Below are 20,242 nucleotides of genomic sequence, written 5' to 3'. Positions count from 1 at the left end.
GACAGGCCAAAGCACAAGGAGAGAGACGAATGAAAATCGCATTCATTGGGCTTGGCAACATGGGCGGCGGAATGGCCGCGAACCTGGCGAAGGCGGGGCACGAGGTGCGCGCCTTCGATCTGTCGGAGCCCGCGCTGGCGGCGGCGCAGGGCAAGGGCTGCGCCACTTTCACCAGTGCCGCCGAAGCCTGCGAAGGGGTGGAAGCGGTCGTCTCGATGCTGCCCAACGGGGCGATTGTGAAATCGGTCTATACCGACAGCGTGATCGGCCATGCCCCGGCGGGCGCGGTGCTGATCGACTGTTCGACCATCGATGTCGCCACCGCGCGCGAGGTTGCCGAAGCGGCGGCCCAGGCGGGCTATCCGATGGTCGATGCGCCGGTCTCGGGGGGGATTGCCGCAGCCGATGCGGGGACGCTGACCTTCATGGTCGGCGGCAGCGCCGAAGGCTTCGCCCGCGCTGAAGCAGTGCTGCAAGCCATGGGCAAGGCAGTGATCCACGCCGGGCCGGCAGGCAACGGGCAGGCGGCGAAAATCTGCAACAACATGCTGCTCGGCATCCACATGATCGGCACCTGCGAAGCCTTTGCCATGGCGCAGAAACTGGGGCTCGATCCGCAGACCTTCTATGACATTTCCAGCGTCAGTTCGGGCCAGTGCTGGTCCATGACGAGCTATTGTCCGGTCCCCGGCGTCGGCCCGAAGACGCCTGCCGACAACGATTATCAGGGCGGCTTTGCCACCGCCCTGATGTTGAAGGACTTGCGGCTGGCGATGGCGGCGGCGGAAACGGCGGGCGTCGATCCGCGCATCGGCGCGAAGGCGCGGGAGCTTTACGAGGCTTTCGACGCGGCAGGGAATGGCGGGCGCGATTTCAGCGCGATCATTACCGAGTATCAGTGATTTATCGTCACCCTGGACTTGATCCGGGGTCCCGCTTCTTCCGATATGGCAACACCCTTTGCCCAAGCGGGACCCCGGCTCGGAGGCCGGGGTGACGGAAGGGGTTAAACAGGCGCGGCCAGCAGGCATTTCCCAGCGGGGGCGAAGGTGACGCTGGCAAGGTCAGGCGCCAGCGCACATTCGCCGGGCTTCACCACTTCGCCCGAAACCAGCACCTGGCCCGACAGCGGGATCACCAGCAGCGCCCGGGCATAGCCATAGAGCAATGCGTCATCGGCTACCCCATGCACCAGATCGAGCGTGAAATGGGGGCCGTCCACCAGCGACGCATGGCCGCTCGCTGGCAGCGACCCACGCAACTGGGGCGGATGCGGCACGCCGCGCGCCACGGCAATCCCGGCATCCAGATGCAGTTCGCGCGGGCGGCCATAGTCGTAGAGGCGGTAGGTCACGTCCGAATTCTGCTGCACCTCGATGATCGCGCAGCCCGGCCCGATCGCGTGGACGGTGCCCGCCGGGATATAGAAGAAGTCCCCCGCCCGCACCGGGTGCCAGACCAGCAAATCCTCGATCGACCCATCGAGCGCGGCCGCGCGCATCGCTTCGGGCGAAAGCTCCTCGCGGAACCCTACGCCGAGCGTGGCGCCCGGTTCGGCTGCGACCACCAGCCAGCACTCTTCCTTGCCCTGCCGCCCCAGCCCCGCCGCCTCGGCCTGATCGTCAGACGGGTGGCACTGGACCGAGAGTTTCTCGCTGGTGAACAGGTACTTCACCAACAGTTCGGCCAGTTCCGGCGGCGGCTCGAACCAGATCTCGCCCACCCGCATTCCCTCGGACGCGGTGAAAGGCGCGGGCAGGACGTCGCAGCCCCAGACCTTCTCGACCGTACGGATCGGCAGCAGCATGGTTTCGGGCTCACACTTTCCGACGGGCATCATCGCCGCCTGTTGCAGAGGAAATGTTGCGATTTGCACAAAGCCCCGCGCAATTCCACCCCGGCTGGGGAGGAGCCAGACTACTGCGCCGCCTGCGCTTCTACATCGCGCAGGAAAATCTCCTCGATCCGCAGCCCGAACACATCGGCAATACGGAAGGCGAGCGGGAGCGAGGGATCGTATTTTCCCGTCTCGATGGCGTTGACGCTCTGGCGGCTGACGTCCAGCCGGTCGGCGAGGTCCTGCTGGCTCCATTCGCGCTCGGCGCGCAGGACGCGAAGGCGATTCTTCACGCGCAGTCTCCCACGGTGCCCATTGTCACCCTGTTGTAGAGCGCGCCCACGCCAAGCCCGAAGCACCAGATGGTGGGCCACCAGAACGCCTCGACATGGCCGACCGGCAGGTAGGTTTCGAGAAAGCCCCACACCGCCGCCGCCGTCAGCGCGAGGCCGGTGGCGACCATCCCCTGGCGGACGTAGAGCAATCGCTGGAATTCATCGCGTTCCTCCACGACCAGGCGGGCGAAGATCCAGAACACGGCGGCAAACGACAGACCGGGCAGCGCGGCCAGCGCATAGGCGGGCCAGCCGCTCAAGCCGCCATCTTCGATCAGCACCTCTGCGGCGTAGAGCGATCCGAGATAGACCGCCATCGCCAGCGCAAGCCGGATCAGGTACCGTCGCGCCTCGGGCTTCTTGAATGCGGATGTCACGCGTCTTCTCCTTCGCGGCGGGGCCAGCAGGTGCCGAGACCGAGGCCGATTGCCCAGACGGGGACCACCCACCAGTTCCACACCTGCGGAACCAATCCGAACATTTCGAGGAAGCCCCAGACGGTGCCCAGCAGCAGTACCAGCAGCAGGCCGACCAGCGCGGCGGTAACATGGCGGTGGCGCAGGAACTCGTCGGTTTCCTCGTGGTAGTAGCGATACATGGCCCAGATTAGCCCGATCACAGGGAGAACCGGCACCAGCGCGAGCAGCCACATTAGCGACGAGCCTTCGGCGACGCTGTCATGCAGGTTGCCCGCGCCGATCATCGCCACTGCGTAGAGGGCCATGCTCGCCAGCGCCCGCGCATTGTAGCGCCGCAGCGCCGGGCTGATCGCGCCTTTCGCTTCCTGTTGCCGCATCGCCGCGCGGCCCATCGGAACCAGCAGCACCATGTTCAGAGCCATCAGGATCCACGGTACCGGGGGCTCGATCGCCTCGCTGATATGCAGCACCGCGATCAGCGCCATGTTTACGCAGAACAGGCCCGCCCACACGCCGGGTTTGGCTGGAGTTACGGCAGCGGCAGTCATCATTCGCCTCCTGCGCGGCGGAACAGGCCACAGGGCGCGCAGCCGCGCGATGCCCGGATCGAAGTCCACATCAGCACCGGCAGGACGATGAACATGGTCCGGGCCACGTCCTCGTCGAGCCAGCCGGTGGCCGCGGCCAGGGCATAGAGGGCGATTACGGCGCTCCAGATAAGCGCCTTTGCGGCTGTAGTCATGTCAAGCTCCCTTGTTACGATGTAAAGGAAACTAGACTTTCTGCATTCCGTTGTCAAGGTCACTTGTCAAAATGACCGGGAGGCTTGACCAAAGCTGCACAAGTATCTGGAGTAAAGACATAAAAAGGCCCCGCCTGCACCATGCTCGCAGGCGGGGCCTCGTCGGGCAGGCGCGGCCCGCAATGCTGCGCCTTCCCATTGCCCGAATCAGAACGGCCCCATCAGAACCGCCTCGTCACTCCCACCCGCAGCTGGCGCGGTTCGACCACGCGGCTATTGGTGCCGAGCACGCCGCCCGGCGGCTCACCCGGCAAGCGGGTTTCGTAGTAATAGTCGATATCGTCAGCCTGCGAGCCGAGGGCATTCAGCAGTTCGGCGTGAAATTCCCAGCCTTGCAAAAGGTCTTGGCGCTGCGGAGTCCAGGCCAGACGGGCATTGACCAGCGTTGTCGAAGCGCCGCGTACCGAATTGTCCTCCACCAACGGGTGCGGGCCGAGATAGCGCAGCCGGGCGGCGGCGTTCCATTCGGGGAAGGCGGCGATCACGCCGAGTTCGCCCGAATTCTCCAGCGCACCGGGAACGAAGTTTTCTCCTGCGGGCAGGCCCTCGAAGCGAGACGTGGTGCCGGTCCAAACGCCGTCGAGCGCAAGCCAGCGGGTGGGGCGCCAGAAGGCAGTCAATTCATAGCCATGCCGCCGCCCCGGATCGCTGGGTTCGACCGCGCCCGAATCGCCGACGTAGATCAGCTCGCTTTCGATACTGCTCCACCAGTAGACCCCGGTAAGGATCAGCCCGCCACGTTCGAACCGCCCTCCGACCTCCTCGAAGTGGCCCTCGACCAGCCCCGGCGCTGGACTGGCGGGATTGGTGACGCCGCGCGCATCGTTCGAATGGAAGCCCTCGCCCCAGTTGGCGTAGAGCGCCACGCCGTCGGCGACTTCATAGTTCACCCCCAGCTTTGGGGAGAAGACATGGTCGCTCGCTTCGCCCGACCAGACGTCGACACCGTCAAGCGCTTGCGTCTCGAAGTCGTACCAGTCTCCGCGCAGCCCCGCGATCACCATCAGCCGTTCGGTCGGTCGCCACACGGCTTCCGCATAAAGCCCGAGCGACGTCTCGCGCACACCGAAGCTGTTGTAATTGAACTCGGTCTCGCCCGCGATGGTCTCGTCCAGCCCGATCGGGCCGATATCATCGTGCCGCACCTCGCCGCCCACCCGCAGCGAGAAGGCGTCGGAAAAAAGCGCGGTATGCTCGACCCGCCCGCCCAGGCTCCAGCGGCTTTCGAACTGGCGGATCTGGTCCCCGTTCACCGGGTCTTCGAGCAGGAAAGTGAAATTGTTGAGCAGGCTCCAGTCATAGTGCTGGCCCCAGGCGGTGACCCGCCAGTCATCCGAAACGTAGCCTGCGGTGACGATCCCGCGTTCGGTGCGCCCGCGCAGGGTCAGGTCGAGCGAGCAGTAGCGGTCCGCGCAGAGCTCCGTGCCGACTATGCGATCAGGCACCTGCTCGGTCGGCGCCCAGTTGGCGCTGTAATAGTTGTAGCTGAGCGAAAATTCGCCTTGGCCCAGTGGACGTGAGAACTTGGCCAGCGCCGAATAGCCTTCAAAATCTTCGGGCAATTGCCACGGGCCGTTGTTGAACTTGGCCTGCCCGGCCAGCAGCAGATCACCGCCTGCCAGCGGCACCGATCCGCCGCCGACCACGCGGTAATAGTCGAAGCTACCCGCCTCCACGCTCACGAAGGGAGCCATCCGGTCGTGCGTGGTGATCGCGGAGGAACCGACGAAGCTGAAATCGCCCGCGTCCACCCTGTACGGCCCCTTACGGTAATCGACCCGCGCCACCGTTTCCGGGATCAGCCCGTTGACATCGAGATAGCCCTGCCCGTGGCCGTGGGTGCGGAAATTGAGCGGGACATCGTCGAGATAGACCGAATAGTCGGTCCCGTGATCGAGATTGAATCCGCGCAGGAAGAACTGGTTGGCCTTGCCGCCGCCCGAATGCTGGGTGGCGATCAGGCCGGGGGTAGCTTCAAGCAATTCGCCAGGGCGCAGCAGCGGGCGCAGGTCGATATCCGCCCCGGCAATGCCGCCTTCGCTGGCGGCGCCCGCCGTGCCGATCCGCTCCTCACCGCGCCCGTATACGTAGATCGTCTCCCCGGTCTCGGCATCTTCTTGCGCTTCTTCCTGCGCGATGGCGGGTGCGGACAGGATGGGCAGCGCGACAGCGCTCAGAAGCAGCGAAAGACGGATCGATCTGGACATAGTCAATCGACCTGCCGCGATCCCTCTCGCGCCGCACCGTAAATTACGGTAATCGGTACGTTACATGGACGTTACATCGCTATTTGCAGCCGAGGCGGAGCGCTTGCGGCAGGCCGGAGTGGCCGGGGCTAGCGGGAGGCTGCGCGATCTGTTCGACTGGCTGGCGTCGCGTGGCCCGGATGCGGCACCGGCGACGCAGGAAGAGATCGCTCGTGAGGTTTTCGGGCAAGGCGAGGCCGATGCCGACGATGCCACGGTGCGGGTCTATGTTCATCGGCTGCGCAAGAAGATCGACGATCACTATGCGTCGAAGGGTAGGGGCGAAGCGGGGACACGGCTGGAACTGCCATCCGGGATTTATGCCTTGCGGCCGCAAGGAACCGCGAATGAAACGGCGTCCCCGCCAGAGCCTACGCGCGCACGACCGGGCCGACTTGCTCCCGCCCTGCTCGGCGGTCTCGCAGTCGTCCTGATCGCTGCTATCGCGTTCTACCTCGTTCAGCGCCCCAGCGTGCCCAATCCCATCTGGCAGCCGCTCGCCGAATCGAATCGCCCGGTGCTGCTGGTGCTCGGCGACTATTACCTGTTCGGGGAGATCGATCCGGTCCGCCCGGATGAAGGGCGCCTGATCCGCGACTTCCGCATCGATTCGGCGGAGGAACTCGCCGCCCTGCAAGAGGCCGAGCCGGAGCGTTACGGCAATGCCGAGGACGTCGGGCTGAATTACCTGCCCTTTTCCAGCGCCTACGGGTTGCTCGAAGTGCTGCCGCTGCTCACCGAAGCAGGCGAGGAAGTCACCGTCATCCCCGCCTCCGGCGTCCAGCCCGACATGCTCAACTATTTCGACGTGGTCTATGTCGGGCTGTTGTCGGGGATGCATGTGCTGGAGGAACAGAACTTCCGTGCCGGCGGCTTCGCCATCGGCAACAGCTATGACGAATTGGTCGACCGCGCCAGCGGAGAGACCTGGACCAGCAGCGAAGCCCGCAGCCTGCCCAGCCCGGCATTCTATGAGGATCATGCCTACGTGGCCCGCTACACCGCCAGCACCGGCGCGCAGGTTATAGTGGTGGCAAGCCAGCGCGATACCGGCCTTCGCGGAATCGCTCCGCTGGTTGCCGGGAGTGTATTGCCTGCCGAACTCGCAGATGTGGCGGAGGGCGAAGGGTTCGAAGCCCTGTTCCTAATCAGCGGCCAGCGGGGAGCCAATCTTGCGAACCGTCTGCTGGTCGCTCGCCCGCACGACTAGCAAATCCCCACCCGAAATCCCGTATCGACGTTATCTTGCCATTCACCCAGCCGCGCCTACATTGGACGCCTGAAAGGATTCCCTTTGCATGAGTGACAACCGCGAGCCCGAAGAACAGCCCAACCCCTGGATGAAGAGCCTGCTGGTCTGGGGCGGCATTTTCATGGCGCTGCTACTGGCAGTATCGATGTTCGGCGGGCAGAGCGAAGCGCCGGGCACGCCGATCCTCTATTCCGATTTCAAGGAAAAGGTCGAGGAAGGCAGCGTCCGCGAGGTCACCCTGGCCAGCGACCGCATAACCGGCGTGTTGCGGAATGACGAGCGCTTTTCCACCACGCCGGTTCCCGGTGATGTGCGGCTCACCGAGCAGCTCGAAGAAGCAGGCGTGCAATACACCGGCACCCAGCCCGAGCAGACCAACATGCTGCTCTACATCCTGATCCAGACCTTGCCGTTCCTGCTGATCCTCGGCATCGCGTTCTTCGCGCTGCGGCAAGTGCAGAAGGGCGGCGGTTCGGGCGCCATGGGCTTCGGCAAATCGAAGGCCAAGCTGCTTACCGAAAAGCAGGGTCGTGTCACCTTTGCCGATGTCGCGGGCATCGATGAAGCGCGAGAGGAATTGGAGGAAATCGTCGAATTCCTCAAGGATCCGCAGCGCTTCTCCAAGCTTGGCGGGCAGATCCCCAAGGGCGCGCTGCTGGTCGGTTCGCCTGGTACCGGCAAGACCCTGCTGGCCCGCGCCATTGCGGGTGAGGCGCGGGTGCCGTTCTTCACGATTTCGGGTTCGGACTTCGTCGAGATGTTCGTCGGCGTGGGTGCAAGCCGCGTGCGCGACATGTTCGAACAGGCGAAGAAGAACGCGCCGTGCATCGTCTTCATCGACGAAATCGACGCCGTGGGCCGCCATCGCGGCAATGGCATCGGCAATTCGAACGACGAGCGCGAGCAGACGCTGAACCAGTTGCTGGTGGAAATGGACGGGTTCGAGGCGAACGAAGGCATCATCATTATCGCCGCCACCAACCGCCCCGATGTACTCGACCCGGCGCTGCTGCGTCCGGGCCGGTTCGACCGGCAGGTCGTGGTGCCGATCCCCGATATCGACGGGCGCGAAAAGATCCTCGGCGTGCACATGAAGAAGCTGCCGCTGGCACCCGACGTCAATCCGCGCACCATCGCCCGCGGCACACCCGGGTTCTCCGGCGCGGACCTCGCCAACCTGGTCAACGAAGCCGCCCTGCTCGCCGCCCGCCGCAACAAGCGGCTGGTCGCCATGCAGGAATTCGAGGACGCCAAGGACAAGGTGATGATGGGCACCGAGCGCAAGTCTATGGTGATGACCGAGGACGAGAAGAAGATGACCGCCTATCACGAGGCCGGCCATGCGCTAGTTTCGATCAATGAACCGGCGTCGGACCCGATCCACAAGGCCACCATCATTCCGCGCGGCCGTGCGCTGGGCATGGTGATGCGGCTGCCGGAACGGGACAATTACTCGTATCATCGCGACAAGATGCACGCCAACCTGGCAGTGGCGATGGGTGGCCGTGTGGCGGAGGAGATCATCTTCGGCCATGACAAGGTCTCCAGCGGCGCTTCGGGCGATATCCAGTATGCTACCGATCTTGCGCGCAACATGGTGACCAAGTGGGGCATGTCCGACAAGCTTGGCCCGCTCCAGTACGAATCGAGCCAGGAGGGCTATCTCGGCATGGGGCAGACCACCCGGACGATGGCAGGGGCCGAAACCAACAAGCTGATCGATGCCGAGATCAAGGAACTGGTCGAAGGCGGGCTGAAGCGCGCTACCGATCTCCTGACCGAGCAGGAGGACAAGCTTCACCTGCTGGCGCAGGCGCTGCTCGAATACGAGACGCTGACCGGGGACGAGATCAACCAGCTCATGGCGAACGGAAAGATCGACCGCCCCAATGCGCCAAGCGGGCCGATCCTCGTGCCGAGCACCCACGGCTCCTCGATCCCCAAGGCAGGCAAGCGCTTCGGCGGCGGCGAGGCTCCGCAAGGGGCCTGACACGGCGCGCGTGGCCGCAGCAGGTGTTCTCGCTGCACGAATCGTTAGACGCAGGCGCGCTGGCGGCGGAATATGCCGCCAGCGGCCGTGTCACGCTTGCACCCTTTGTGAAGCACGAACAGGCCGAAGCGCTCTATCGCCTGCTGCGCGAGCGGAGCGACTGGCGGCAGGTGATCAACAGCGGGCACGACAAGGTTTTCGAGTTCGATCGCGCAGGGCAGGCCGCGCTGACACGGGATCAGAAGGAGGCCCTCGACAAGGCGGTCTATGCCGGGGCGCGGCAGGACTTCCAGTTCCGCTATGAAACCGTGCGCGTGCCCGATGACGACAGTGAACGTGCCGCAAGCGATGACCTGCTGTTCGCCTTCGCCCGCTTCCTTTCGCACGGCCCTGCGCGCGACCTGTTGCGGCAGGTGACGGGCGATGCGCGGATTGAATTCGCCGATGCGCAGGCCACCGCCTATTCGCCGGGCGACTTCCTCACCCGCCACGATGACGATGTCGCGGGCAAGAACCGCAGCGCTGCCTACGTCATGAGCCTCAATCCGCAATGGCGGATCGAATGGGGCGGGCTGTTCCTGATGCACCATCCTGACGGCCACGCTGCCGAAGCACTCGTGCCGGGGTTCAACCGGCTGAACCTGTTCGCCGTGCCGCAGATGCATTCAGTCAGCGAGGTGACGCGCGCCAGTCCCTTCAGGCGCTATTCGGTTACCGGCTGGCTGCGGCGGTAATCCGGCTTTCAAACCAAGCGAGCGCCATGTCGAAGCGCGCCCCGTGATGGTGTTCGATCTCGCGGTTGGCTGATTCCTCGGCGTCGGCCGAGGAGACTTGAGCCATGTCCTTCGAATGGCGGGCCGCATCGAAGTCCGCCGTCGGCTCCCCCGGCAGATCGAGCACCGCTGCTGCCCTGCGGGTGGCCTCCAGCGGATCAGCGGCCAGTTCGGCGTGATCGATCCTTAGGGCGCAGCCATCCGCCAGCCGTGTCTCCGCCCGGTCGAAGAGGTCGAGCTGGAAGCGGTGCAACAGCACGACCAGCAGCGCCGAACGGTCAAGCGGATCGTCGGCCCGGGCAATCGCCGCCCGCACCAGCTCACCGCCGCCCGCCACGGAATGAGCCAGCAGTTCCGCCAGCCGCAGGCAGTGCGCCAGCCGATCACGCCCGCCGCGAAACACCGCGCGAAGGTAGGCGCGGGGCGCCATCGTCAGGAATATCGCCCGCCTCACGTGCCCGCCGCCCGCCAGCGCCGGGGCGAGACCGTTGATCCAGTTCGAGGGCTTGATGACGCAGGCCTCCCCCGCCGGAGCAGCGGCGGCGAGATGCGGCATGGCCCAGCCCAGCACCTCGGCGAGCCGCGCCTCGCCAAGTTGCGGTGCCTGACTGGCTAGATCGGCCAGCGCCTGCGGCTCCTTCAGCACCAGCACGGAGCCTGACCGATCAAGCAGCCGCGCCAGCAGCGTCGAACCACAGAACCCGACATGGAAGATCATTCCCGGCGATTGCGCTTCGGGGGCCGGACGTTCGGCCAGTGCCTCCACCCGCGACCCGCTCCAGAAGGTCTCCCGCCCGTCGAGAAAGGTCGCCGCGCGCAACTGTGCCACGCTGGTGCTCGCCCATTGCACATCGCCGCGCAGGGCATCGACCCGGTGCGGGAAATCGAGAGTGGCGCTCACACGGCCCCCAGCAACAGCAGGGCTTCGAGGAACAGGAAGACGATGATCCAGATGAACACGCTCAGCACCAGCAGCCGCCAGAAGGCCGAGAAGCGGCTGAGATCGTAGGCATAGCGCAATTGCTTGTAGAGGTGCGCCGGCGGGATCAGCATCACCAGCAGCCCGATCAGCGCACTCGGCACCCGCGCCACCCCCAGCAGCGAAGCTACGATGAACAGGATGGTCATGAAGCTCAATGAATAGGTGACGAAGATCGCGTGATCGTATCCCCGGAAACGTCGCTTCCATGCGAATACCAGCCAGACGAACGGGATTGAAATCGGAATCAGGAGCCAACTGAACTTGTAGGCATTTGCCTGCAACTTGTAGAGCATCAGGCCGGGGTTTTCGTTCCATTTCGCGATCAGTCCGGCATCGATGGCTTCGATGCCGGTGAGCGTGACATTGCTCTCGTCAAGGCCGCTGTTCCGGAATTCCTGGAGCTGCTCGATCCCGTCCTGCGTCGCGTCGAGCACGCCGAGATCTTCCTGCACCTCGGCGCGCGCCGGATCGCCGGGAGCCAGCGTGTCCAGTTGCTCCCGCAGGGCGGCACGCTGCTCCTCCACGTTGTTGTCCACCGCAACGACGCCGCCATTCAGATCCGCGCCGTCGAGACCTCTCCCGTTGACGGTGCTGGGCGCGGTCAGGCCGACCATCTGGAACACCGCGAACATCAGGAACACGCTGAAGAGGAACAGCGCCATCGGGCTGACGAAGCGGGCGCGCTGGCCCTCGATATAGCGGCGGGTCAATTGTCCGGGGCGGAACACCAGCATCGGCAGGGTGCGCCACAGCTTGCCTTCGAAATGCAGCGCGCCGTGCAGCAGGTCGTGCATGAAGGCGCCGATGGTGCGGTGAACGTGGCCGCTCTGGCCGCAGGCGGAGCAATAGGCGCCGGTGAGCGGCGTGCCGCAATTGAGGCAATTATCCGGCTGGTGCGGATCGGGAGCCTTCGCGCCCGATTCGGGTTCGAGCACACGCGCAAACAGCCCGCCGCTCGCCGCCGTGCCGATACCCTCCATGATGTCGCTCATCCGCCCCGCGCTCCTGTTCGCGGTTGGAGTATAGGACAGGGCGGCTTGCGCTGGAAGGCGCGGCAGACCACATCCTTCAGGTGGACTTCACCCCCGAAACAGCGCCGATCATCGGCCTCGCCGTAATCGCGGCAGGCTTCTTGCTGTTCGCCACACTCGAACTGGTGCTGCCCTTCCGCCGCGGGCTGCAGCCCAAAGGGCGGCGGTGGGTGACCAACCTGGCACTGTTCGCAATCGATACGCTGGCGGTGCGGCTGCTGCTGCCGCTGGCGATGCTCGGCACCGCGCTGCTGGCGGCAGAACGTGGCTGGGGGCTGTTCAACACCATCGCTGTTCCCGGCTGGCTGGCTTTCGCGCTCACCCTGCTGGCGCTCGATCTGGCGCTGTGGGTGCAGCACTGGGCCACCCACCGGGTTCCGTGGCTGTGGCGCCTGCACCGCGTCCACCACACCGACCGCGATTTCGACGTTACCACGGCGGCGCGATTCCATCCGCTGGAAATCGTCCTGTCGATGGGCTGGAAGATGGGCGTGGTGGCAGCGCTTGGCGCGCCGGCGCTGGCGGTGGTCGTGTTCGAAACGGGCTTTGCGCTATTCACCCTGTGGACCCATTCCAACCTCGCGCTGCCCGCGCGCGTCGAAAGCATGGTGCGCAAGCTGATCGTCACGCCCGACCTGCACCGCATTCACCATTCGGTACGGATGGAGGAAACCAACAGCAATTACGGCACCGCGCTGACCCTGTGGGATCGCCTGTTCGGCACCTATCGCGGCAGCGCGCGCGATCCGCAGGAAAGCATGGCGATAGGGCTGGCCGAATGGCAGGATGATCGGCCTGCAAGGCTGGGTTTCAGCCTGTGGCTGCCGTTTACGCGGCGATGATACGAAAAGGGCCGCCCTTTCGGACGGCCCCGTTCAAATTCGTTTCAGCCTCGAATCAGCCGTCGTAATCGCCGCCGATCGAGGTCGAGCGGGCAGGCGCAGCGGCGGAAAGGCGCATCGCCTCGGCCGACTGGCTCAGCGAACCGATATCGTCGGCCTCGTCCTCTTCATCGGGCAGGATGTTCTGCAGCGACTGCACCAGCGATTCCTGCAGGATCTTGGGCTTCACCGTGGTCTCGGCGATTTCGCGCAGGGCGACGACGGGGTTCTTGTCCCGGTCGCGGTCGATGGTCAGTTCTGCCCCGCCGGAAATCTCGCGCGCACGCTGGGCTGCCAGCAGCACGAGGTCGAAACGGTTGGGGATCTTGTCGACACAATCTTCGACGGTAACGCGCGCCATGGGGCACTCCGATATAGCTGGTGTTGTCGGAAAGCCGCGCAGATAGTCGGGCAAGGCGCGCTCGTCAAGGTTTTCCACAGTGCGAGGGGTGCTATCAAGGGCTATGACCGATCCGCAGATTGCCGCCTGGAGCGACCCCGAACCATTCGCGGCGCAAGCGCAGGGGCTGTCCTTCATCTTCTATCCGGCGGGTAAGGATCGCCGCACGGCGCTGCTCGACATCATCAATTCGGCGCAGGATAGCCTGAAAATCGCTTTCTACATTTTTGCTGCCGACGGGGTGGGGGAAGAAGTGCGCGATGCGCTGGTGGCCGCCGCGCTGCGCGGGGTCGATGTGACGCTGATCGTCGACGGGTTCGGTGCCAGCGTCGATCAGGCGTTCTTTGCCGAAATGACTGCCGCGGGTGGCTGCTTCTGCATTTTCATGGCCCGCTGGTCGCGCCGGGCGCTGATCCGCAACCACCAGAAAATCGTCCTCGCGGATGATACCGTCGCGATGCTCGGCGGGTTCAATGTGGAGGACGACTACTTCTCCCCGCCGCAGGACAATGGCTGGAACGACCTCGGCTTCCGGCTCGAAGGCCCGGTGGTGCAGCGGCTTGCGGATTGGTTTGCCGAGCTGAAAGCCTGGGCGATCAACGAAAAGGCGCAGTTCCGCGATATCCGTCGCCGGGTTCGCGAATGGGATGCAGGAAGCGGGCCGGTGCAATTGCTGATCGGGGGGCCGACCAAGGGGCTATCGAGCTGGGCGCGCTGTATCCGCTTCGATCTGGCCGAGGGCGAGAGGCTGGACATGATGATGGCCTATTTCTCGCCCAACCTGAAGCTGCGCAAGCGGATCCGCCAGATCGCCCGCAAGGGGCACACGCATCTGGTGCTTGCGGGCAAGAGCGACAATGGCGCCACCATCGGGGCCAGCCGCGCGCTGTACAAGAAGCTGCTGGAATCGGGCGCGAAGATCTACGAATTCCAGCCGTGCAAGCTGCACACCAAGCTGATCGTGCTCGACGATGCGGTCTATCTCGGCAGCGCCAACCTGGACATGCGCAGCCTCTATCTCAATCTTGAAGTGGTGCTGCGGATCGAGGATGCGGCGCTGGCGGAGACGATGCGCGCCTATATCCACCAGCATATTCCGGCGAGCGAGGAAGTGACGCCGGAGGCCCACGCCCGCAACGCAACCCTGCTCAACCGCGCCAAGTGGTGGATTAGCTGGCTGCTGGTCGGCGTGCTCGATTACACCGTCACCCGGCGGCTCAATCTGGGGTTATCGGGCGGCGCGGATTGACCCGCGTGAGAGTGGTGATCTACTGACAGGCAATCAAGCATAACGGGTCGCACCGCATTTCTGTCCCTGTTCGGGCGGGCGTAGTGCGCGTTCTTCCGAAGGGGATTTCACCTCGGGAGGACTACCTATGCTCACCACCAAGTACACCCTGTTCGCCGCCACCCTGCTCGCCGGCACTGCCGGAGCAGCATTCTTGCTTGCCCCGCAGCAGGCCCGCGCCGACGACTGCCTGCTCGACCGCGACAATGACGGCGTGGTCGATGCCGGGACCGATAACGATGGAGGGGCCAATTCGAATAACGACGACACCTCGACTGCTTGCGGAATTGGGGCTAATACGGGCACGGCATCCTTTGCCACCGCTATCGGCTCCAACAGCAATGCCACGGCGGACCGCACAGTCGCTGTCGGGCGCATCGCCGATGCCACCGCTGCTGATGCAACCGCGCTTGGTCACAATGCCGATGCCACCGGACAAAATGCGTTGGCGGTCGGGCAGAGCGCGGTGGCGAATACGATCAACGCCGTTGCCGTGGGGCAGGCGGCCATCGCCACGGCTGAATCCGCCGTGGCGCTGGGCCGCAGCAGCGCGGCCTCGGGTCAGGGCGCAGTTGCCTTGGGGGGCGACGGAACCGATCTTGGCGTCGGCGGAGCATCCGCCAGCGGAGCCGATTCCACCGCCGTCGGGGCCGACACGATAGCCAGCGGCACTACTTCCACTGCCTTGGGCGCACGCGCGAACGCCACCGGGTTGCGCGCCATCGGCATCGGCAGCGACGCCGATAACGATGGATTCGGCGCACGTTCTATTAGTACCAATTCGATCGCCATCGGGGTCGACAGCTCAGCGGCCGGTGCGCACACGGTCGCGCTGGGCAATCGCGCCACGGCAACGGACAACTCAGGCACTGCGGTCGGCAACAGCAGTTCGGCAACCAATCTGGGTTCAACTGCCCTGGGCGCCTCGGCCACCGCCAGTTCGATCAACGCGACAGCGATCGGCGTGGATTCGGAAGCGGCGGCCGATGCATTGGCGGTCGGGAGCGGAGCCCAGGCTCTCTTCGCAGCCGATGTCGCCATTGGCGGCTTTGCGACGACCGCAGGCGGCGCGGTCAGCGGCGGCAATATCGCTATCGGCGGGACAAGCTCAGCCGGCGGGTCTTACGGCAGCACCGGCGTTAGCATTTCCCCGTCAGGTACCCGCACCACTGCCAACGGCGGCAATTCGATTGCGCTGGGCACAGCTGCGCAATCGACCGGGGCATCGGCGCTGGCGCTCGGCAACCTGTCGCTGGCCAGCGGGCTTGGCGCCATGGCTTTCGGAGGGGACGGGGCGGATGACGATACGGGGGGCCAGTTCGGCGCCCGCGCCACCGGAGCGCAATCCATCGCTTTGGGCGTCGATGCCGAGGCGCTGGCGGAGGACGCCACCGCGATCGGGCGCGATACGCTCGTTACCGGCCTGCGCAGCGTGGCGCTGGGCAATGCGGTGGAAGTGACCAACAACAATGCCACAGCCGTTGGCGCCTCTGCAGGGGCCACCGGCCTATCCGGCTCGGCCTTCGGCGCGCTGGCGCGGGCCGATGCGCAGAATGCGACGGCCGTGGGCCGGTCGACCGATGTCACCGGCATCAGCGGCACGGCGGTGGGCTTTTCTTCCACCGTTTCCGGCACCCGGGGCACGGCGGTGGGTGCCGGAGCCAGTGCCTCCGCCACCCGCGGCACGGCGGTGGGCGACAGCGCGGTGGCGGACCAGGTCCAGTCGACCGCAGTGGGCTACCTCGCCAACACCACTGCCGCCAACCAGGTGATGATCGGCGGGGCAGGCTCCTCGGTCGCCATCGGCGACATCATGGCGAGCGATGCCGTGCAGGTGGGCGAGGAGCAGGTCGTTACCATCGATAGCGCCGGAACGCTGGGTGTCTCGAACGTGGCCAGTGCCGCCAGCGTCGCCAATGTCCGGGTCAGCGTCGATTACCTCGCGGCGGTGACTGATGCGCAGTTCAGTGCGCTCAGCAATGATGTGGGGATGCTGGGCACGCGGATGGATGCGCTCGAATTCGGGCTGGAGCGGCTCGACGATAGGATCGCCGGGTCCACTGCCGTGGCGGTCGCGATGGGTGGTGCGGTGTTCCTGCCCGAGAAGCACTTCAACCTCACCGCCAATGTCGGCACCTATGACGGGGCGCACGCCGGATCGGTGCAAATCGGCGCGCTGGTAAGCGACAATCTGGCGGTGAACGCCGGGGTGGCGACGGGATTCAACCGCCGGGGCAGCACCGCCGGACGGGTCGGTTTTACGCTGGGGTGGTAACGCCGTCCCGAAACGGGATTTCCGCTCGTAGTGCGCGATTGACGTGGTCGCGGACGGGTGTTCTATAACGGTTGTGCGGGTGGGGCCGAGCGCCCTTCCCCGCACCGCTGATTCTTGCACAACAGTTCGGGTCGCTCCGCTTTCTCGTATCCTTGCCGGAAGGGCGCAGCGGGTGCCTTTCCGGTGGGAAACATTCCACTGGAGGGAACCCGAAATGAACACCACCAAGCGCACCCTGTTTGCCGCCACCCTGCTCGCCAGCACTGCCGGAGCAGCATTCTTGCTCGCCCCGCAGCAGGCGCGAGCTGACGATTGCCTGCTCGATCGCGACAACGACGGCGTGGTCGACGCCGGGACCGACAACGACGCTGGAGCCGATTCGCTGAACGACGATGGCAGTCTCGCATGCGGTCTGAATGCCGTCGCATCTGGCAGCGCTTCCACCGCCATCGGTGCCAATTCCGATGCTACGCAATTCGTCGCTACTGCGGTCGGTGCTTTTTCCCAGGCGACCGGCAATCAGTCGGCAGCACTGGGCGGCGGAGCGCAAGCAAGCGCCGACAAGTCGCTCGCGGTGGGGGTCAACGCCAGAGCCACCGGAGCAGGTTCGGTATCGATCGGCGGCGGCAACGCCCTGTTTCCGCAAGCGAGCGGGATCGGCTCTATTGCCATCGGCGGGGAAGAGGGCGGGAACACCGGCGCCCGCGCGATAGCTGACCGCGCCATCGCCATTGGCACAGCCACCACGGCCAACGCGGTGGGAGCCATCGCCATCGGCGGCGACGGGGCAGATGCTGGAGGAGCGGGAGCGCAGGCGACGGGCGCGGGCACGATTTCGATCGGCGAAGATGCGACCAGCACCGGCAGCCGCTCGATCTCCATCGGCAGCAATGCCCGCACGCTAAACGGCGGCGCGGTGGCGCTGGGCTTCGACAGCACGGCGCAGATCAATGCGACGGCGTTGGGCGGGCAGGCCAACGCCAGCGCCGACGGGGCGACAGCAGTCGGCCAGGGGGCGCAGGGCTCCGGGATCCGCTCGTTTGCCGGGGGCCAGTTCGCGCAGGCGCTTGGCCTTGAGTCGGTGGCGATCGGCGGGGGAACCCTGTTCGCGAACACCGCCACCGCCAATGGCGAACGCGCGATTGCGCTTGGTTCCAACTCCGATGCGGTAGGCGCGTCGACCGTCGCCATCGGCAATGGCGCCAATGCCGCTCTGGAATCCGGGCTGGCTATTGGCACCTCGGCTGCGGCAACCGGGTTTTTCGGCATCGCCATCGGCAAGAGCACAACAGCCGCGGGCAATTCCAGCGTCGCACTGGGCAACTCGTCTGCGAGTTCATCGAGTGGCGGAACGGCGCTGGGTTCGTCCGCCCAGGCGCTGAGCACTGGTGCGACCGCCGTGGGCGGGGCGAGCGACGCAGGCCAAGTCAGCTTTGCCGGTGGTTTCGAAAGTTCGGCAACCGGATTCAACGAGGTTGCGCTGGGCGCCTTTGCCACCACTGCGGGCGGCTTGGGCAACACCGGCAATATCGCTATCGGCGGGACGAACTTCGGCAGCCTCAGTGCTGGCCCGGCAGGGACCAGTGGCAATCCATTTGGAGCGCCCACGAGGGCCAATGGCGGCAATGCGATTGCAGTCGGCTCCTCCGCGCAGGCGACCGGCCTTGGCGCCATTTCCATCGGCGGCGACGGAGTGGATGATCTGGCGCTGGGCGCACAGGCCACCGGGGCGCAATCCATCGCTTTGGGCGTCGACGCCGAGGCACTGGCAGAGGACGCCACCGCGATCGGGCGCGATGCGCTCGTTACCGGCCTACGCAGCGTGGCGCTGGGCAATGCGGTGGAAGTGACCAACAACAATGCCACAGCCGTGGGCGCCTCTGCAGGGGCCACCGGCCTATCCGGCTCGGCCTTCGGCGCGCTGGCGCGGGCCGATGCGCAGAATGCGACGGCCGTGGGCCGGTCGACCGATGTCACCGGCATCAGCGGCACGGCGGTGGGCTTTTCTTCCACCGTTTCCGGAACCCGCGGCACGGCGGTGGGTGCCGGAGCCAGTGCCTCCGCCACCCGCGGCACCGCGGTGGGCGACAGCGCGGTTGCCGACGAGATCCAGTCGACCGCAGTGGGCTACCTCGCCAACACCACTGCCGCCAACCAGGTGATGATCGGCGGGGCAGGCTCCTCGGTCGCCATCGGCGACATCATGGCTTCGGACGCTGTGCAAGTGGGCGAGGAGCAGGTCGTCACCATCGACAGCGCCGGAACGCTGGGTGTCTCGAACGTTGCCAGTGCCGCCAGCGTCGCCAATGTCCGGGTCAGCGTCGATTACCTCGCGGCGGTGACAGATGCGCAATTCAGTGCGCTGTCGGGCCGCGTGGGGTCGCTCGAAAGCGGGTTGGCAGCGACCAACTTCCGGCTCGACGAGCTTGACGAACAGCTCTCCGGCGGGATTGCGGCGGCGATGGCGATGGGCAATGCGCCGATCATTCCCGGCAGCAATCTCTCGCTCTGGGTCAATGCCGCGACCTACGGCGGGGAACAGGGAGTCGCCGGGTCGTTGACCGGGCGCGTTTCCGAACAGGTCTATGTCTCGGCAGGCGTCAGCGGCAGCACCGGCGGCGGCGAATGGGGCGGGCGCGTGGGGCTGGGGATCGGCTTCTAGCAGTACCGCGCCGAAGCAATGGCGGCGCCTTCGGCAAGCGCCGCCAGCTTGGCCCAGACGATCTCCGGATCGAGCACGTTGCTCCCCGCGTGGACCGAGAAGCCGCAATCGACTCCCGCCAGCACCCGCTCGCGCCCAAGCAGGTCGGCGTAGCGGCCGATGCGCTGGGCGATCAGTTCGGGGTGTTCGATATAGGGGCTCTGCGGCTCAACAAGACCGGGGCAGAGGATCTTGTCGGCGGGCAGCGGGTGATCGGCGAAGAAGACCCATTCGTGCGCATGGCGCGGATTGGCGCCTTCGATCAGCACGGTCTGTGGCTTGGTGCTCCAGACGATGTCGGCGATTTCGCTTAAGCCAACGTCGCAGTGGTGCGGGCCGGGGTAATTGCCCCAGCACAGGTGCATCCGGCACTGCTCCGCCGGAATGTTCGCCAGCGCGTGGTTGAGCGCGGCGACGTTCATGGCGATGCGCTTGCGGAAGTCCTCCAGCGAGAGGTGGGTGAACTGCACGTGCCGCCCCATCGCCAGATCGGGGCAATCGACCTGCAGGATGATCCCGGCAGCGGCAATGGTCTCGTATTCGTGGCGCAGTCCTTCGGCGAGGGCGAAGACATAGTCCTCGTCGCTGGGGTAGAACTGGTTGGGGAAGAACAGCGCGGTGACGCCGGGGCTGGCGGCGGACATGAATGTGGCGCTGCTGCCTGCAAAGCGGCCAAGCCGTTCGGCATCGACGCGCGGGGCCTCCATGTCGATCACGGTGATGGGCGCGGTGCAGGCGGGGGCCGAGCGTTTGGCGCGGCCCTTGTTGCCGAACACCTGCGCCTTGGCACCGGGGAAGGCCTCCAGATCGGCGAATTCGTACTGCCCCGCCTCGCCGCCGAAGCCTGAGAGGCGGTGCTTGATATAGGTGGCGTAGCTGGGCTTGGACATCTCGCCGTCGTTGACCACGTCGATCCCCGCGGCCTGTTGGCGGACGACGATCTCTGCCGTGGCGCGCTCCACCGCCTCGTCCACCGCTTCCGCCGACACGTCATCGCCGGCTTCGCGCGCCAGCATAAGCTCGAGCAGGT

General features: G+C 65.6%; 18 protein-coding genes. 8 read left to right on the top strand and 10 right to left on the bottom strand.

The window, feature by feature from the left end:
- Positions 1 to 29 precede the first annotated feature (29 nt).
- On the top strand, positions 30 to 902 hold the full coding sequence (mmsB, locus tag JY451_05915) for a 3-hydroxyisobutyrate dehydrogenase (GenBank protein ID QZH76092.1): 873 nt from the start codon (positions 30 to 32) through the stop codon (positions 900 to 902).
- Positions 903 to 1,006: 104 nt separating this feature from the next.
- On the opposite strand, the gene JY451_05910 is transcribed toward mmsB, so the two are convergent.
- The 6 genes from JY451_05910 to JY451_05885 form a co-directional block, all read right to left on the bottom strand.
- Positions 1,007 to 1,807 carry a class I mannose-6-phosphate isomerase gene (locus JY451_05910; protein QZH76594.1) on the bottom strand — a complete coding sequence of 267 codons (801 nt, stop codon included), beginning with the start codon at positions 1,805 to 1,807 and terminating at the stop codon, positions 1,007 to 1,009.
- Positions 1,808 to 1,917: 110 nt separating this feature from the next.
- Positions 1,918 to 2,130, bottom strand: a complete 213-nt coding sequence (locus JY451_05905; protein ID QZH76091.1) for a helix-turn-helix transcriptional regulator — start codon at positions 2,128 to 2,130, stop codon at positions 1,918 to 1,920.
- Positions 2,127 to 2,549 (bottom strand): hypothetical protein, encoded by a 423-nt coding sequence (locus tag JY451_05900; GenBank protein ID QZH76090.1) that lies wholly within the window; start codon positions 2,547 to 2,549, stop codon positions 2,127 to 2,129. Before JY451_05900 ends, JY451_05905 begins: the two co-directional genes overlap by 4 nt.
- Positions 2,546 to 3,139, bottom strand: a complete 594-nt coding sequence (locus JY451_05895; protein QZH76089.1) for a hypothetical protein — start codon at positions 3,137 to 3,139, stop codon at positions 2,546 to 2,548. Before JY451_05895 ends, JY451_05900 begins: the two co-directional genes overlap by 4 nt.
- Positions 3,139 to 3,333, bottom strand: a complete 195-nt coding sequence (locus tag JY451_05890; GenBank protein ID QZH76088.1) for a hypothetical protein — start codon at positions 3,331 to 3,333, stop codon at positions 3,139 to 3,141. The genes JY451_05895 and JY451_05890 overlap by 1 nt, the downstream gene beginning before the upstream one ends.
- A 221-nt stretch (positions 3,334 to 3,554) precedes the next feature.
- A complete protein-coding gene (locus JY451_05885) occupies positions 3,555 to 5,600 on the bottom strand; it encodes a TonB-dependent receptor (GenBank protein QZH76087.1) in 2,046 nt (681 codons plus the stop codon).
- Between the two features lie 64 nt (positions 5,601 to 5,664).
- On the opposite strand from JY451_05885, the gene JY451_05880 reads away from it, so the two are divergent.
- The 3 genes from JY451_05880 to JY451_05870 all read left to right on the top strand — a co-directional run bounded on the left by JY451_05880 (position 5,665) and on the right by JY451_05870 (position 9,615).
- Complete coding sequence (locus tag JY451_05880) at positions 5,665 to 6,849, top strand: winged helix-turn-helix domain-containing protein (GenBank protein ID QZH76086.1); 1,185 nt, start codon at positions 5,665 to 5,667, stop codon at positions 6,847 to 6,849.
- A 130-nt stretch (positions 6,850 to 6,979) separates the two neighbouring features.
- Entirely contained in the window at positions 6,980 to 8,881 is a 1,902-nt protein-coding gene (gene ftsH, locus JY451_05875; protein ID QZH76593.1) for an ATP-dependent zinc metalloprotease FtsH, read from the top strand.
- Positions 8,882 to 8,904: 23 nt separating this feature from the next.
- On the top strand, positions 8,905 to 9,615 hold the full coding sequence (locus JY451_05870; protein ID QZH76085.1) for a 2OG-Fe(II) oxygenase: 711 nt from the start codon (positions 8,905 to 8,907) through the stop codon (positions 9,613 to 9,615).
- Here JY451_05870 and JY451_05865 read toward each other — a convergent pair.
- Together JY451_05865 and JY451_05860 are read right to left on the bottom strand one after the other, a co-directional pair.
- Positions 9,593 to 10,555 carry a hypothetical protein gene (locus JY451_05865; protein ID QZH76084.1) on the bottom strand — a complete coding sequence of 321 codons (963 nt, stop codon included), beginning with the start codon at positions 10,553 to 10,555 and terminating at the stop codon, positions 9,593 to 9,595. The two genes, JY451_05870 and JY451_05865, sit on opposite strands and share 23 nt — an antisense overlap.
- On the bottom strand, positions 10,552 to 11,628 hold the full coding sequence (locus JY451_05860; GenBank protein ID QZH76083.1) for a DUF3667 domain-containing protein: 1,077 nt from the start codon (positions 11,626 to 11,628) through the stop codon (positions 10,552 to 10,554). The genes JY451_05865 and JY451_05860 overlap by 4 nt, the downstream gene beginning before the upstream one ends.
- 80 nt (positions 11,629 to 11,708) lie before the next feature.
- Between JY451_05860 and JY451_05855 the strand changes: the two genes are divergently transcribed.
- Positions 11,709 to 12,509, top strand: a complete 801-nt coding sequence (locus JY451_05855; protein QZH76082.1) for a sterol desaturase family protein — start codon at positions 11,709 to 11,711, stop codon at positions 12,507 to 12,509.
- A 55-nt stretch (positions 12,510 to 12,564) separates the two neighbouring features.
- Here the strand turns inward: JY451_05855 and JY451_05850 are convergent, their stop codons facing one another.
- Positions 12,565 to 12,909, bottom strand: a complete 345-nt coding sequence (locus tag JY451_05850; GenBank protein QZH76081.1) for a DNA-directed RNA polymerase subunit omega — start codon at positions 12,907 to 12,909, stop codon at positions 12,565 to 12,567.
- 103 nt (positions 12,910 to 13,012) lie between these two features.
- Here JY451_05850 and JY451_05845 point away from each other — a divergent pair, with 103 nt between their 5' ends.
- The 3 genes from JY451_05845 to JY451_05835 all read left to right on the top strand — a co-directional run bounded on the left by JY451_05845 (position 13,013) and on the right by JY451_05835 (position 19,173).
- A complete protein-coding gene (locus tag JY451_05845; GenBank protein ID QZH76080.1) occupies positions 13,013 to 14,197 on the top strand; it encodes a phosphatidylserine/phosphatidylglycerophosphate/cardiolipin synthase family protein in 1,185 nt (394 codons plus the stop codon).
- 127 nt (positions 14,198 to 14,324) lie between these two features.
- Entirely contained in the window at positions 14,325 to 16,511 is a 2,187-nt protein-coding gene (locus JY451_05840) for a YadA-like family protein (protein QZH76079.1), read from the top strand.
- Between the two features lie 214 nt (positions 16,512 to 16,725).
- Positions 16,726 to 19,173 carry a YadA-like family protein gene (locus JY451_05835; GenBank protein ID QZH76078.1) on the top strand — a complete coding sequence of 816 codons (2,448 nt, stop codon included), beginning with the start codon at positions 16,726 to 16,728 and terminating at the stop codon, positions 19,171 to 19,173.
- Here JY451_05835 and JY451_05830 read toward each other — a convergent pair.
- Positions 19,170 to 20,228 carry an epoxyalkane--coenzyme M transferase gene (locus tag JY451_05830; protein ID QZH76592.1) on the bottom strand — a complete coding sequence of 353 codons (1,059 nt, stop codon included), beginning with the start codon at positions 20,226 to 20,228 and terminating at the stop codon, positions 19,170 to 19,172. The two genes, JY451_05835 and JY451_05830, sit on opposite strands and share 4 nt — an antisense overlap.
- Positions 20,229 to 20,242: the final 14 nt, after the last annotated feature.

The organism is Erythrobacter sp. (assembly GCA_019739335.1).
Taxonomy (GTDB): Bacteria; Pseudomonadota; Alphaproteobacteria; order Sphingomonadales; family Sphingomonadaceae; genus Alteraurantiacibacter.
The sequence above is the reverse complement of the archived record's forward strand: the minus strand, read 5'-3'. Positions and strand labels throughout refer to the sequence as shown.